Annotated in this window: 15 protein-coding genes; 8 read left to right on the top strand and 7 right to left on the bottom strand. The window is 65.2% G+C overall.

The window, feature by feature from the left end:
• Positions 1-36: 36 nt before the first annotated feature.
• A complete protein-coding gene (locus tag ACLMAL_RS30430; RefSeq protein ID WP_412002220.1) occupies positions 37-2271 on the top strand; it encodes an acyl-CoA dehydrogenase in 2235 nt (744 codons plus the stop codon).
• Between the two features lie 63 nt (positions 2272-2334).
• Here the strand turns inward: ACLMAL_RS30430 and ACLMAL_RS30425 are convergent, their stop codons facing one another.
• On the bottom strand, positions 2335-2943 hold the full coding sequence (locus tag ACLMAL_RS30425) for a TetR/AcrR family transcriptional regulator (protein WP_328412252.1): 609 nt from the start codon (positions 2941-2943) through the stop codon (positions 2335-2337).
• Positions 2944-3070: 127 nt separating this feature from the next.
• On the opposite strand from ACLMAL_RS30425, the gene ACLMAL_RS30420 reads away from it, so the two are divergent.
• The 3 genes from ACLMAL_RS30420 to ACLMAL_RS30410 all read left to right on the top strand — a co-directional run bounded on the left by ACLMAL_RS30420 (position 3071) and on the right by ACLMAL_RS30410 (position 6650).
• The gene (locus ACLMAL_RS30420) at positions 3071-4186 is read left to right on the top strand and encodes a hypothetical protein (protein WP_412002219.1); all 1116 of its coding nucleotides are present in this window, start codon (positions 3071-3073) and stop codon (positions 4184-4186) included.
• 2 nt (positions 4187-4188) lie between these two features.
• Positions 4189-5214 (top strand): phosphotransferase family protein, encoded by a 1026-nt coding sequence (locus tag ACLMAL_RS30415; protein ID WP_412002218.1) that lies wholly within the window; start codon positions 4189-4191, stop codon positions 5212-5214.
• A 230-nt stretch (positions 5215-5444) separates the two neighbouring features.
• The gene (locus tag ACLMAL_RS30410; protein ID WP_412002217.1) at positions 5445-6650 is read left to right on the top strand and encodes a helix-turn-helix domain-containing protein; all 1206 of its coding nucleotides are present in this window, start codon (positions 5445-5447) and stop codon (positions 6648-6650) included.
• A gap of 368 nt (positions 6651-7018) precedes the next feature.
• Here ACLMAL_RS30410 and ACLMAL_RS30405 read toward each other — a convergent pair whose 3' ends face one another.
• The gene (locus ACLMAL_RS30405; protein WP_412002249.1) at positions 7019-8011 is read right to left on the bottom strand and encodes a sigma-70 family RNA polymerase sigma factor; all 993 of its coding nucleotides are present in this window, start codon (positions 8009-8011) and stop codon (positions 7019-7021) included.
• 170 nt (positions 8012-8181) lie between these two features.
• Here ACLMAL_RS30405 and ACLMAL_RS30400 point away from each other — a divergent pair, with 170 nt between their 5' ends.
• Complete coding sequence (locus ACLMAL_RS30400; protein WP_412002216.1) at positions 8182-8781, top strand: dihydrofolate reductase family protein; 600 nt, start codon at positions 8182-8184, stop codon at positions 8779-8781.
• Positions 8782-8850: 69 nt separating this feature from the next.
• Here the strand turns inward: ACLMAL_RS30400 and ACLMAL_RS30395 are convergent, their stop codons facing one another.
• The 3 genes from ACLMAL_RS30395 to ACLMAL_RS30385 form a co-directional block, all read right to left on the bottom strand.
• Positions 8851-9297 (bottom strand): hypothetical protein, encoded by a 447-nt coding sequence (locus ACLMAL_RS30395; protein WP_412002215.1) that lies wholly within the window; start codon positions 9295-9297, stop codon positions 8851-8853.
• Positions 9298-9367: 70 nt separating this feature from the next.
• The gene (locus ACLMAL_RS30390) at positions 9368-9913 is read right to left on the bottom strand and encodes a dihydrofolate reductase family protein (RefSeq protein WP_412002214.1); all 546 of its coding nucleotides are present in this window, start codon (positions 9911-9913) and stop codon (positions 9368-9370) included.
• A 73-nt stretch (positions 9914-9986) separates the two neighbouring features.
• Positions 9987-10286 carry a hypothetical protein gene (locus ACLMAL_RS30385; RefSeq protein WP_412002213.1) on the bottom strand — a complete coding sequence of 100 codons (300 nt, stop codon included), beginning with the start codon at positions 10284-10286 and terminating at the stop codon, positions 9987-9989.
• A gap of 532 nt (positions 10287-10818) precedes the next feature.
• Here ACLMAL_RS30385 and ACLMAL_RS30380 point away from each other — a divergent pair.
• From ACLMAL_RS30380 to ACLMAL_RS30370, 3 genes are all read left to right on the top strand, one after another.
• On the top strand, positions 10819-11163 hold the full coding sequence (locus tag ACLMAL_RS30380; protein ID WP_412002212.1) for a hypothetical protein: 345 nt from the start codon (positions 10819-10821) through the stop codon (positions 11161-11163).
• 218 nt (positions 11164-11381) lie between these two features.
• Positions 11382-12950: an LVIVD repeat-containing protein gene (locus tag ACLMAL_RS30375; protein WP_412002211.1), complete on the top strand. Its 1569-nt coding sequence runs from the start codon at positions 11382-11384 to the stop codon at positions 12948-12950.
• A complete protein-coding gene (locus tag ACLMAL_RS30370; RefSeq protein ID WP_412002210.1) occupies positions 12947-13609 on the top strand; it encodes a DUF305 domain-containing protein in 663 nt (220 codons plus the stop codon). The genes ACLMAL_RS30375 and ACLMAL_RS30370 overlap by 4 nt, the downstream gene beginning before the upstream one ends.
• 169 nt (positions 13610-13778) lie before the next feature.
• On the opposite strand, the gene ACLMAL_RS30365 is transcribed toward ACLMAL_RS30370, so the two are convergent.
• Positions 13779-14210 (bottom strand): hypothetical protein, encoded by a 432-nt coding sequence (locus ACLMAL_RS30365; RefSeq protein ID WP_412002209.1) that lies wholly within the window; start codon positions 14208-14210, stop codon positions 13779-13781.
• Positions 14211-14480: 270 nt separating this feature from the next.
• On the bottom strand, positions 14481-14669 hold the full coding sequence (locus tag ACLMAL_RS30360; protein ID WP_412002208.1) for a hypothetical protein: 189 nt from the start codon (positions 14667-14669) through the stop codon (positions 14481-14483).
• Between the last annotated feature and the right edge of the window lie 3 nt (positions 14670-14672).

Here is a 14672-nt window from a genome sequence, read left to right as displayed (position 1 = left end):
CCAGTACTTACGAATTCATATCTCAGGAGCACTTCGATGTCCCTCGCCGTAGACGCCGATCAGCGCGCGCTGGCCGAGTCCGTCGCCGCGTTCGCCCGCAAGATCGCCCCACCCTCGCAGACCCCCGATCACCTTCATCATTACGCGGTCGGGAAAATGCCCGCCGAAGTCTGGGACGCGCTGTGTGAGCAGGGCCTGCACAATCTGCACCTGCCCGCGGCGAACGGGGGCGACGAGTGCGGACTGGCGACGCTTGCGGTTGTCATCGAGCAATTGGGCGCGGCATTGTTCCCCGGCCCGTACCTGTCCACCGTGACCGCGAGCGCGCTGGCAATGCTCGCGGTGTCCGGCTCGAAACGGCTGCTGGAAGACTTCAGCGCCGGCATGACCGGTGCGGTGGTCACCGGGACCGCGCTGCGGGCAACCCGGCACCCGGACGGCTGGGTGGTGTCCGGCCTTTCCGATCCGGCGCTCGGATTGCCGGGCGGACGACGTCTGGTAGTGCGCGCCGAGATCGACGGCAATCCCGGTGTGAGCATGTGGTTCTGGCTCACATCCGCCGACACGAATGCCTTGGTACCGGTGATCGGGGTCGAAGCGGTCGACCTGACCCGTTCGGTCGGCCGCGCCGAATTCGATGCTTACCCGGTGCCCGCGGCACAGGTGCTGGAGGGCATCGATCCGGCGGCGGCGCAGCTGTGGATGACCGCGCTGCTGGCGGCCGAAGCCACCGGTGTCTGCACCTGGTTCTTGGATACCGCCGTCGAATACGTCGGCATGCGACAACAATTCGGCCGTCCGATCGGCAGTTTCCAAGCCGTCCAGCACAAGGCGGCGCTCATGCTGGTCCGCGCCGAAGTGACCGCCGCGGCCACCTGGGACGCGGCGCGCGCCGAAACCCAGACCACCGATCAGCAACGCCTCGCCGCCGCGCACGCCGCAGTGACCGCCGTACCCGCCGGAGTCGACCAGGCGTTGGATTGCGTCAGCCTGCTCGGCGGCATCGGATTCACCTGGGAACACGACGCACACCTGTATTGGCGACGGGCGATCAGCCTCGCCGCGGCCGGCGGTGGAGCGGACCACTGGGCCCGCGAACTGGGGGAGCGGTCGCTGGGCGCCGAGCGTGACTTCTCGTTCGTCACACCGGAATCGCTGCCCGAACTGCGCGCCCGGGTCGGGGCCGTTCTGAACGAGGTGGCCGCCATGCCCGACGACGAAATACCGTCCGCCGGTTGGGCGCCGGCACGCGGCGCGGCCCGCCGGGCCCGGCTGGTAACCGACGGCTTGGTGGCACCGCATTACCCGCACCCCTACGGACTCGGTGCGGGCCCGGCCGAACAGGCGGTAATCGCCGAGGAATTCGCCCGCCGCGATCTCACCCAACCCGAACTGGGTATCGGTGGCTGGGTGCTCCCGACTCTGATCGAATACGGCAGCTCTGAGCAGCGCGACCGGTTCGTCTCAGACACGCTGTGCGGCCGCATCATCTGGTGCCAACTGTTCTCCGAACCCGGTGCTGGCTCGGACCTGGCCGGATTGTCCACTGCTGCAAGAAAAGTCGAGGGCGGTTGGTTGCTGACCGGTCAAAAGGTGTGGAACTCCCAAGCGCAAGAGGCGGATTGGGCAGTCTGCCTGGCTCGCACGGATCCCGCCGTACCGAAACACGCCGGCCTGACCTACTTCCTGGTCCGCATGGACAGCGCAGGAATCGACGTGCGACCGCTTCGGCAGGCCACCGGCATCTGGGAATTCAACGAGGTGTTCCTCGACGAGGTATTCGTCCCCGACAGCCACGTGGTCGCCAACCCCGGTGACGGCTGGCGAATCGCCGTCACCACCCTCTCCAACGAACGACTCGCCATGGGATCGGCCACCTTCGGCCACGGCTCGAGCGCCCTGGTGCGCCGTCTACTCGACTCCGGCGACCACGCGGGCTCCCGCGACGACGCGGTGCGCGTGCTCGGCCGGAATACCGCCCTCGAACTCTCGGTCGCGGCACTGAATCTGCGCAATGCCTTTGCCCGTCTCAACGGCGTCGCCGACGGCAACAGCGCCGGCACCAGCGTCCATAAGGTCTGGCACGCCATCGCCCAGCGAGAAGCCTCCCGCGCGCTGATGTCGATCCTCGGCCCACGCGCCGCCGTCGGCTACCCCGACCAGCCCTACACCTTCGACTTCCTCGGCCTGCCCGCGATCCTCTTCGGCGGCGGCACCATCGAGATTCAGCTCAACATCATCGCGCGACGCGTACTGGGCCTGCCCCGGTGACAGCGTATTCGGTGGACACCCTGAATTCTGGGTGGTCGGACAGCGATGGCCGGGCGGGCCGCCTCAGGAGCGCGACGTGGTAGTCGCGGCCACCGCGACCAGGGCGTCGGCGATCTGCGCGCAGAATGCGTCGGCGTCATCGGTGCCGTGCGTGAGCGCCCGGAACAGGGTGGCACCGCGCAGTAGTTCGAACACCGCGTCGGCATCACAGTCGGGCGCGGCCTGACCCGAGTCCGCCGCGACGGTCAGCAACTCTTGCAGCGCTTCGCGGGTGGGCAGCTCGCCGCGATCGAGCAGGCGGCGGTAGCTGTCGTGGTCGTTGTGGTACTCCGAGAGCAGGCCCGGTATGGCCGAGCGGGCCGCCGGATGCGCGGAAGCGGCCAGGAACAGGCGGGTCCAGGCCAGCAGATCCGCGCGCAGATCGCCGCTCGGGTGCGGGTGGTTGAACTCGTCCAGGGCGAAGATCGCGTCCTCGACCAGCGCCCGCTTGCTCGGCCAGCGGCGGTAGATCGAGGTGGTGACCACGCCCGCCCGGCGGGCCACCGCGGCAATGGTTGTGGCCTGATATCCCGCACTGACCAGCAGTTCCTGCGTGGCGCTGAGCACCTGCGCATCCAGTTGCGGGTCACGCGGGCGACCCGGGCCGGAACGGGTCCGCGGGGGTGCGCTCACGGAACTCTCCCATCGGGGCGAAAAGAAATTCTGCGAATGAGGTTACATCTAGAACAGGTTTCAAATACGCTATGGCCCGTATTCTAATTGTGTGGCCGCGGCCACATGCACCGAGAGGTACTCGTCGATGTTGACGCCACAGGACGAACTGCTCTGCCACCAGCTGCCCACCACCTTCGACCACGTCCAGCAGAGCGATCTGCGTTGGACCGAGCGGGTGGTGATGTACGGGTTCGACACCACCGGCCGGGTGAGTGTGATGACCGGTATGGCGCGCTACCCCAACCGCAATCTCATCGACGCCTACGCGATGATCACCATCGGCGACAAGGCGCACGTGGTGCGTATGTCCCGGCAGATCGACGGCCGCCACGACGGGCTCGGCTCCTGGCAGGTCGGGCCGTTCACCTACGAGATCATCGAGCCACTGCACAAGGTGCGCGCCACCCTCGCCGACAATGAGCACGGCATCGAGCTGCAGCTCGAGTTCGACGCGCAATTCCCGGCTTACGAGCAGGAGCCGGCCTTCTTCCGCACCCGCGGCCGCGTGCGTGAGGACGCCCGTCGCTACTACCAGAACGGTCGCATCTCCGGCTGGTTGGAGGTGGAGGGCGAGCGCATCGAGATCGATCCCGAGACCTGGTGGTTCGGTCGCGATCACTCGTGGGGCACCCGGCACGGCGGTGGCGGCGGCGCCATCAATGAGGGCGGCGGCATTCTGCAGCCCAGTGAGATTCCGGACGGTGTCCTCTACTACATGGGCATCTTCCAATTCGAGGACGAGCTGGTGCATTTCGCACAGCGCGAGACCCCCGAGGGCCACCGCTGGCACTTCGAGGGCACGGTGCTCGCGCCGCTCGGCTCCGATGCGCAGCCGCAGCCGGTGCGCGACGCCGGACATGATCTGACCTTCCGCGACGACTTCCGCGTTGTCAGTGGCGGCACGTTCACCATCGTGGACGCCGCGGGCAAGACTCGGGAATTCACCATCACCCCCGTTTCCGACTTCTGGCCGGGTATTGCGGGATACGACTTCTACCGTGGCTACGCCTCCGGCATCTGGAAGGGCGAGGACTGGAGCGACAGCTTCGTCGCCGACCTCACCGACACCAAGGACCTGAAGCAAGCCAGCATGCTCAGCGAGACCTTCTGCCGCATCGAGACCGAGGGCAAGGTCGGCTACGGCCTGGTCGAAATGGTCTTCATGGGGCGCAACGAGCGCTACGGGTATGAAGGGTACTGAACTTGAGCACCACTAGACTGTCGGCAGAGCGGCTGGCGGCGGCACTGGAACCTGCTGTGCACCGGAACTTCCCGGTGTCCGGCGGCGGCCAGGTCCGCAATTTCCATCGCACCGATCGTGGATTCGCGACCGAGACCTACACGTTCGAGGTCGTGGACGAGAACAGGTCGCTGCCACTGGTTTTCCGGCGTCCACCGGAGATGGCGCTGTTTCCCGACTACGATCTGCTGCGGCAGGTGCTGGTCATGCAGCGGCTGGCCGACATCGATATCCCCGTCGCCACGCCGATCTGGCTGGACCGGGAAGGCAGCGATCTCGGCAGCCCGTACTTCGTGATGAACCGGCTCACGGGCGAAGCGCCCAGCGACTTTCCCTCATATCATGTGGCGGGCAACTACTTCGAGGCCACGCCGGAGCAGCGTGAGCGCATGTGGTGGGGGTGTGTCGACACCATCGCCGATATCCACCGATTGGATTGGCGGGCACTGCGACTCGACTTTCTGGCGCTGCCACAGCACGGCAGCAGCCCGGTCGAGCAGATCGTCAACTACCTGGACTCGGCGCTGGGTTGGGCCACGACGGGCGATCAACCCGAGACCTATCGGCGGGCCATCGCCTATCTGCGGGCCAACCTCTATGAGCCCGAGCACATCACGCTCTGCTGGGGTGACGCCCGCATGTCGAACATTCTGTACGACAATGACTTCCGGGTCAGCGGCGTATTGGACTGGGAGATCGCCTACCTCGGCGATCACGAGGCCGACCTGGCCTGGCTGCTGTTCCTGGACTGGGCCAGCAGCGAATTCGAGGGTCGTGCGCCGCTGCCCGGCACACCGACCCGCGAGGAGACCATCGCCTACTACGAGAAGCGCACCGGGATGCCGGTCTGCAATCTCCTGTACAACGAGATCCTGGCGGCCGTGCTGCTGTCGGTTCCCCTGCTGCGTATGGCCAATCGCATACAGCTACCGCCGGAGATGAACATCACCGGCTTCTGCACTACCCGCATCGAGCAGCTGCTGTCCTGATCCGCGGACCGACGTTCGTGGAGGAAGAAGTAGCCGACTCCGAAAAGGCCTCCGCCCCGGGGCCGGCCCCCGGGACGGAGTTCTTCTCTCGTGTGGTGACCAGACGGTATGAAGGACCCATGCAGAAGCATGCATCAGAGGAACATAATCGCTCACCGCATTCTCGGACTGTGCCGATGACAACCTCCCGGGTCGCCACCGGTAGGCGAACCGCTCGGTACGATCCAGCGGTGCAATCCCATCCGAATGGCGATGTCGGCGCAGTGCTGCGTGCCGCCCGGCTCGCGGCCGGGGTCACCCTGGCCGGGATGGCGGCACGCACCTGCTATTCCAAGCCGTATCTGGGTCAGCTGGAAACCGGGGTCCGCGCTGTCCGTGAAGAGCACGTCGCCGCCTATCAAACCGCTCTGGGTGTGCGTATCGGCGCGACCACCGCGGCGAGTGTGCTCGATGAGCTCGCCCCCCTGTTGCAGGCGGTGTTCGTCCATTCCACAGACGATTCGCCTGCCCCCGACGATGCGGAGGCGCTCGTCCGGTGGGCCCGTGCGCACCAATGGGACGACGCGACCACTGCCCGCGAGGTCGTGACGGCCTGGTTGGCTCGCCACCGTGATCGCCTCGACACCGCGTCGGCGCGGGTCTATCTCGCCGCTGCCGAACTGGCCGATATCGCTTCCGCGATGGCCTGGGACGTCGAGGACATCGCCGCCGCACACCACTACGGAATCCTGGCCGCGCGCTGGGCGCACGCCGCGGGTGACGATGCCTTGGCGGCCGCTGTCCTGTCCTCGCTCGCCTACCAGTACTTGGACCGCAACCGTGCGTCCGAGGCCCTGGAATTGACCCGGTTCGCGCAATACGCGGCTCGGCACTCGCTGGGTCCGGCGTTGCACGCGGCGTTGGCTACCCGGGAGGCGTGGGCGCAGCTGATGTTGGGCGAGGAGAAGGTATTCCGGCGGCTGACCGCATTCGCCGAGGACTGCCGACAAGAACCGGATCCTATCGATGCGATCCATGTCCCGGCCGGTCGCAGTCTGCGCGCCGCGGAGCTGGCGTGTCTGATCGGCCCTCGCCGTCGGGTGCCCGGTCCGGCCGACCTGCACCGGGTCGTCGGTGCGGGCTACCGTGGCCTCGACTGCGGTCGCCCACAGGTGCTGCGCCGGGCGCAGGACCACGTCGGTCGCTCGTTGCGTGCGTCGACATCTGGTCGTGACCAGGTGTTCGAGATGGTCACCCTGGCCAGGGTCCAACTGCTGCTCGATGAGCCCGAGCAGGCCGCAGGTCTGATCACCACGGCGGCGCCTCAGGCCGAGCCATGGGTGGCGGGTCGAATTGGTTCACGATTGCGCGACTTTCGTCATGAATCCACCCGGTTCGCCGCGGTTCCCGCGATCCGCGAAGCCAACGACGCGATCGGCGCGCTTATGCACCGATGACGGCACTTATCTCCAGCTCACGGCAACTTCATAGCATTGACCAGCGTGTTTATGTCGAAGACATGTCATTGACGAGCTTTTACCGACTGCCGTGCTTTTGAAGGATGCATGGCGGAAACGACGACAGCTTGCGGAGGTCCACGCAACGGCGTTCGTTGGTCTGGGGGGCGAGTGCGTCATCGCCAGTCGGTGCGCGAGTTTCCGGACAGCAGCTGCGGCGTAGCGCACTCACCCACGCCGCCGAGAACGGCGCGTCCACCCCGATGTTGATGAAGATGTCCGGGCACGTCTCGGTGCGCAGTGCGGATATGACGTATCCACTGGTCAGGGTAGTGTGTCGGTGGTACGTGGCATGACTCGAAGGCGGTCTACTGTGCACTCGGGAGGGATTGCGGCAGGCCGAATATGGGGAGGACAGTGTTTTCGAAGCGGGTCATGGCGCTGATTCGGTCGCCGGCGAGGGTGAGGACGAAGAGGCCGACTCCGTGGATGCCGGTGGGGGTGTGTCGGTAGACCCCGAATGCCGGCTGACTGTTGGCTCGCGTCGGCACCAGTTCGGATCTCTGTGCCGAGCCGAAAATGAATGCGAAGAAGCGGGCCACGCTGTCTAGGCCCTGGTATTCCAGCGGCATCGGTGGCATCGACATGAAGACGTCGTCGGTCAACAGAGCCACCAACGCGTCGATGTCGGCAGATTCGTAGGCGCTGACGAATTTCGCGACGATCGCGTCCTCGGCAGGTGAGTCGCTAGCAGGCGGCTGCTCTCGGGCAGTAGTCACCGGCAGTCGGCGCTGCATTCCTGCACGCGCGCGTTTGAGGGCGCTTTTGACCGATTCGACGGTCGTGTCCAGCATGTCGGCTACTTCGTTCGCGTGGAATCCGAGGACGTCGCGCAGGATGAGGACGGCGAGCTGGCGAGGCGGCAAGATTTGCAGGGCGGTCACAAAGGCCAGGGAAATGGATTCGGTTTGCTCGTAGCGCGCATCCGGACCGAGCGGCACACTGATCGCACCGTCCAGAAGGGCGTCGGGATAGGGCTCTAGCCAGTGGATTTCGCCGAGTCGGGTGGGTTCTGGTGGTTCGATTCCCGGGATGTCCCACTGCTTTGCAGGACGTCGGCGAGCAGAGCGCAGCGCGTCGAGGCACCGGTTGGTGGCGATGCGATAGAGCCAGGTGCGAAGTGAAGCGCGCCCGTCGAATCGTTCGAGACCTCGCCAAGCGGCGAGCATCGTGTCCTGGAGAGCGTCCTCGGCATCCTGAAACGATCCGAGCATCCGGTAGCAGTGCACCTGTAGCTCGCGACGGTGTGGCTCGGTCAGCGCTCGGAATGCCTCGCCGTCGCCGGTCTGCGCCCTCGACATCAGGTCTGTTCTCGCCAACTCCACTCCCGCCACCTCATTCCTTGTGTGCAGTTCCATCCTGTATGGACGCCGACCAAGGCGCGAACGGGGCGGTCGAGCAGCGCCCCCTTTTCCGATGCCGCGGCGTCTAGACCAGTGATAGCCGACAGCATTGTCAAAGGAGCACGGAAATGGGAAAGATCGTCATCAGCTCAAATGTCACACTCGATGGAGTGGTCCAAGACCCGGACGGTTCGGAGGGCTTCGAGCGGGGCGGCTGGTTCCACCAGTTCGTGGGGGGTAAGGACCTCGAAGACTGGCAGGCCCGCGAGACGGAGGAAGCGCTGGGTGTCGAGGCGTTACTGCTGGGCGGGCGGAGCAGTGAGTGGTTCGCGTCCCGGATGTCATCGGGCGAGGGCGCGGCTGTCCGTGTAAGCCCCGAGTGGGCGGACAGAATAAACAGCCTCCCCAAGTACGTCGTGTCGTCGACTCTCGAACATCCTCAGTGGAGCAACACCACGGTCCTCAACGGCGATGCGGTAAAGGAGATTTCGGAGCTGAAGCGGAAAGTGGACGGGGAAATCCTGGTCTACGGCAGCTATCAGCTCGTGCGCACACTGATAGAACAGAACCTGGCCGATGAACTGCGGCTGGTCGTTTTCCCGGTCGTGCTGGGAACCGGCCTGCGTATCTTCGACGAGACCAGCGACAAGAAGCCGCTGCACCTGGTCAACACACGAAAGATCGGTGACGGCCTGGTGTTCTACACCTACGAATTCGTGCAAGGCTAAGGGCTTTGGGCCGCGGTCATCGCTGTGACCGCGGCCCAAACCCGGCGACTGTCTCGCTGGGGGTTTCTGTCAGTCGCGTCCGGCTTGGATCAGGGTGTCGGCGAGTTCGGTGGGTTGGGTGGTCATCGCGTAGTGGGCGCCTGGTGTGTGGAGGATCCTGCACAGGGGGCCGAGCCGCTGTGCCCTTGTCTCCCAGCCGTATTCGCCCGGCGGAAGTGCGATGTCATTGACCGGGTTGACGTAGCTGGTCTTGAGTTTTCCGCTGCCGATCAGCTCGTAGAAGGTAGTGAGATCGAGCTTATCGGTGAAGTAGGCGACAGGAACGGGCGTCATCGCGGCGTGGAGAGTTTCCGCGTCGGCGAGCGGCATGTCGTTGCAGGCGCGTTCCCGTATCAGCTCGAACGGCAGCAGGAGTCCTTGGGCGGGATCCGCCATGGCGAAGACAGCGCTCGTTTCGGGTGGGAACTCATCGGCCAGCGAGTTTCCGCTCGGCACTGTGAAGGAACTCAGGAACACCAGTCGTTTGATTCGATCGGGGTCCTCACCAACTCGGCGGGATTTCAGGCGGCGCGGGCCGCGGATTCGACTATTTGTCCACCTCGTAGGTCAGCTTGACTACCTTCGAGAACGCCTTGACGGCTGCGAGCCTCAATGTTGCCTGCTGGCCGAGGCGGAAGTAGAACTGCGCTCCGCTGCCTACAAGGAAGGGGTAGATCGCGAGGTCGATCGTGTCGATCAGCCGCTCGCGCAGCAGCGTCTCCCCGAGCAAGCCGTGCCCGAGAATCAGCAGGTTCCCCCCGTCCTGCTGTTTGAGCCGTGCGACTTCGGTGACGACGTCGCCTCCAATGATGGTCGTGTCGCCCCAGTCGGCCTTCTCCAGTGTGGAGCTGAACACGTACTTCGGGATCTCGTTGAGCCGGTCCGCCCACATCGGCTTGTGGGTCCCGCCGCTGTACAGTTCGGCGAACTGCTCGTAAATGTTGCGGCCGAACAGCAACGCGTCGCACGCCTGCAGCAGGCCAAGGCCATCGCGCAGGTAGGCCTCGTCCTGGTGCTCGCCCACCCCCATCGCCACCGGATCTTCGGTGACGCCATCGGCCGAGACCAGCACATATTCGATCACCTTGCGCATGGCGCCGCTTCCTCGTTGATCGAACCGCGCGACCGGCTCCTGGCATCGGTGGTGGGTGTGCCGAGTTCGGCGCTCACGACCCGGCGACTTCCATCACGGGGCCGACCTCGACCCCGCCGCCCACCCGCAGCGCCGGGCAGTCCTTGGCCAGCGCCAGCGCGGAGTCCATGTCCTTGGCGCACACCACCGAGTAGCCGATCATCCGGGAGCCGCTGCCGCCGACCTCGCCGAGCAAGGCGTAATCGGGCACCGCGTGGCCGAGGTCCACCAGGGCCGAGCCCATCCCGCCGAACCATGCCTGCCACTCGGCCGGCGTCCCGGCGTTGGGCCTGTAGTCGGAGGACACACGGTAGGAGAAAACGTAGTTGGCCATCATCTGTAGTCCTGTCCTGTATCCGGGGCGCGCCCCGGATTGGGACTGCCTCCAAACAGGTAGACGCCGGTATGGCCACGAACGGGGCGCGCAGACACCGCCCAATCCACGCGGGGCCGGCGGCGTCGGTACTTTCAGACGAGCCGAAAGCGCCCGGCGGAAAGCAGAAAAGCGAGGATGCACGCCGATGGAGATGTAGCACTGCTCGACGTGCAGCAGCCGATCCCTGGTACCCCGGGTCGCCCGGAGGGCACGGTGAACAAGGCCGCGTACACGATGTGCGTCCGTCGACGCACCTGTTGTTGCTGTTGCTCGATGTAAGTCATCGGCGCGCCGCATTGTCGTGGACACGTCGATCCGGACCGTCCATCAAAGGACCAACCGACCGGAATCTAGCGCCTCAACTACATCACAGGCAGGAGGCATCCAGCTGCAGACAACCGGTGCTACCGGACGGGGTCTGCAAAGGTCTGCTGTTCGGGCCGAATGGCCTCAATGCTCCGTAACGTAGACCCTCGTGATCAGACGGCCCATGCAGCTCGCGTTCCAGTCCGCGGCAGTCGCTGTGTTATCGGTGGTTACCCTGTCCGGCATTGTCGCGGGCGCGACGCCAGGGGCCGGGTTGCCGCCGCTGGGATCGGACTTTATGTGGGGCGTGGCGTCGGCAGGATTTCAGAACGAGGGGCATGCCCCGGATAGCAACTGGAGTCGGTACGCGGCCAGTGGTGCCGTCGAGCCGTACGGCGATTCGGTCGACTTCTACTATCACTACCGCGAGGACATCGCGCTCGCCAGGTTTATCGGCTCAGCATCAAATGGGCGCGCATCCAGCCGCGACTATCTGGCTGACGGTGGTTCCGGCCGTCTTCATCAGTAGGCTTCGGCGTCGGCCAGATCGGCCGTCGGCCCCGGAGCCATCGAGCTGGTCGCTCAGGAGTGGGGGAACCTGCGGTCCCCCGAATCTGCCCGGCTGAGGTCGAGTCCTATAAGGGCGCAGCCCCAACGGTCGAGCCCTTATACCCGCGCATCCGGCGACGAGCGGGTCCTGCCATCGAAATACCAGTAGGAAGGTGCCCTCATAGGTGAGGGCGGAATATGAGATCACTCCCGATTCGCCGCGTCAGGCGGCTCATTGCCGTAGCCGCTGCCGCGGCGCTGCTCCCGGTGGCCACCAGCGTGGCGCAACCGCCCGAAGGCACTGCCGGTTCTATACAGGAAGTGCAAGGCATCGCGAACACCGCTGCCGGACGTGCTGACTGTCGTGGCGACGCTATGCCCGAACCCGGCCTGCAAGGTGATGTTTCGGCGGCCGACCGCGACAGCGGTCGTAGCACTCAGGGGTACCGCTGCAACATCACGCGCGTGGGCGGGTACGCGGGACGTGGCGGCGGCATCACTTCCACGAGTTTCGATCACTGCGTCTACCTGGGCAGTTTTTTCCCCGGTAATCTGCTCGGCCCGGCGACCGGAGTGCAGGTGATCGATGTTTCCGACCCGACGAACCCGGTGCTGACGGCAACGCTGACCGAACCCGCGATGCTCGCCGGGACCTGGGAGAGCCTCAAGGTCAACCCGGTCCGAAAACTGTTGGTGGGCACCGGAGCTCCGGCACTCACCGGCGCCGGCCTGATCTCGGTATACGACGTCTCCGACTGTGCGCACCCACGTCTGCTCAATCCCGGGCCGGGCACTGATCTGACCTTGCCCATCCCGATCACCGCGCACGAGGGCGGGTTCTCCCCGGACGGCAACACGTACTGGGCATCGGGCGTCGTTCCCGGAATCGTCAGCGCTGTCGACCTGACCGACCTGGCCACCCCGCGCGTCATCTGGCAGGGCATGCCCGGCACATCGATGCACGGGATGGGTTTACGTGCGGACGGCAATCGGCTGTATCTGGCGAACAATATGGGCGGACTGACCATCCTCGACACGAGCGCCGTACAGCGTCGAGATCCGGACCCGCAGGTTCCGGTGATTGCCGAGATGACATGGACCGACGGCTGGGCAACCCAGCAAGCGATCCCCGTCGAGTACGGCGGCAGGCCTTATCTTTTCGTTGCCGATGAAGCAGGTTCCGGCGGGGTCAAACTCATCGATATCTTCGACGACACCCAACCCCGGGTGGTGAACTCGATAAAACTCGAGATCAACCTGTCCGAACACCGAGACAACGCCATCGCCTCCAGCATGGGCGGCTCCATATTCGCCTATGACGCACACTACTGCGCTGCTGATCGTCCCTCGAATCCGACAGCACTCGCGTGCGGCTGGATCTCTTCCGGTATCAGGGTTTTCGACGTGCGCGATCCGTTCCATGTCCGGGAGATCGCCTACTACAACCCGCCTGCCAAGACCGGGCACAACGTCGAGCTGTGGAATTCGCCGCACGCACTCGCCTCGATCATCGGCGCTCCTTTGCTGAGCGGACCGTCTGTGATGCAGGCACTGAATGACGGAATCTTCGATCCGGCCACCGCAATGAGCACCCGCACCGGCGATCTGGCGTTCGGCGACCTGTCCACCGACTGGTGCTTCTCCGCCCCCGAATGGCACGGCACCCAGCTCTGGGCGGCTTGCGCCGACAACGGTTTCTCGACATTGCAACTCGCGCCCGAGGTGTATACCCCGCCTGCCGATCAGCACTCGACGGGCGGGGCATGAAACGACGCAGCTGGGTCGCGGCGGCCGCATTCGGTTCGCTCGCACTGCTTCTCATGGTGCTCGGCGCGGCGATCCGCCCACTCGTGATCCCTGATACCCCTTCTCCCACAGTGATTCTCAACGAGACCGAGATCGGGTTCGTGCAGGATATGACCGCCCATCACCAGCAAGCGCTGGTCATGGTGCAACGTCTGCGGCAGGCTGACGATCCGACGGTGCTGAGGCTCGCGCAACAGATCGCGGATAGTCAACGTCTAGAGATCGGGATGATGCTGGGCTGGCTCCGCCTGGCCGGTACCACCTCCACCAACCCGCATCCGATGGCTTGGATGCACGATACCGATCATCAGGCGCAATCCAGCCACCACCAGGCGACCTCGACCACCGCGGCACCCACTGCCGCCGCCATGCCGGGAATGGCCTCCCGAGCCGAACTCGACGCACTGTCCGCGGCCTCGGGCCGAGATGCGGACACCCTGTTCCTGAAGTTGATGCAACGCCACCACTACGGCGGTATCGCCATGGCTCAGGCAGCCGACGAACAACTCGACGGTGGCCCCGTCGAACAGATCGCCCGGGACATGATCAGCACCCAAAGTCAGGAAGCCGGCCTGATCGGCCTACTGCTCGCTCAGCGCAGCGCGTGGACCCCCGAGTAGGTCGATGGGACCGGATCGGTGAGCGCGACTTCCACGGTGGCGGGACAACCAGCGGCTACCGACCACGCGTCCGGTGACCGCACCTCGAAAGAGCCTTGCGCACAAGCTCGCCGGCCGGACTCGATCGTGGCCACCAGGCCCGGCGCCGCCACTGCGCCCCGCGACGACTTCATCCTGCGGCGATCGAACGTTCGAGGAACGAAATCGCTTCAGCGGGAACGAGTTCACGGGGCAGCACCAGCCAGCGGCCGGCACCGGTCAGCGCCACGGTGTGCGTGCCGACGGAGATCTTGCCGATTTTCGCGAACTGATACGCCGTCGTCCCGAGGGTCGTCGTCACCTCTAGGCCATCGCTCAGGTATCTGGCCTGCAGTACCGCCCCCGGACTCGCATACCTGCGGACCCGCTGCGATCCGTGCCGGGCCTCCCGCACCGAGAACCACCCGAAGAGAAGCAATACTCCGACGTAGATCGCGGCGCCGGCAACCAGTACGGCGACGCCACTACCCCAGGTGTAGTTATGGCCAGTTGGGCCGGACCGTCGGAGCGCCATCTTGGCAGACAGGTAGGTCATGGCAACCGCGGCGACCCCCGCCGTCATAATCCACAGCCACGGACTTCGCCAGCGTAGCGAGAGTTCACCACGCGTGATAAGCACGGCAATCTGCGGCCCCGCCTCGAAACGCACGACCATGGCACCCGTTTGGTCCCGAAACATCGAGTTACCACCAGGATTCATAGCCCCCCTGTCCGCTAACTTCTCCCGATTCTACGCACCTTATGTGCCCTCGAATGGCTTGTTTACAGAGTCACGACGCAGCACAACCGCTCACCGGGCCGCAACCACCCGCCACCCCGGCCGATTACTGCATCAACCTTCCCGGACGAGGCACTCGAGCGCCAGCGCTGACCCCGTTGTCATCCCCTTTGCCACCGTCCGAATGGCGAACGCCTGATACTCCTGGCTCTTTTGGGCGACAAGGGTTGCGGCCAGGTCCACGCCATCGAGGCTGCGGACGCGGACGTTAGTAATAGTGCCGGTCGGAACCACACCGTCCATGGC

It is taken from the genome of Nocardia sp. CWNU-33, assembly GCF_046764895.1.
GTDB lineage: Bacteria > Actinomycetota > Actinomycetes > Mycobacteriales > Mycobacteriaceae > Nocardia.
The sequence above is the reverse complement of the archived record's forward strand: the minus strand, read 5'-3'. Positions and strand labels throughout refer to the sequence as shown.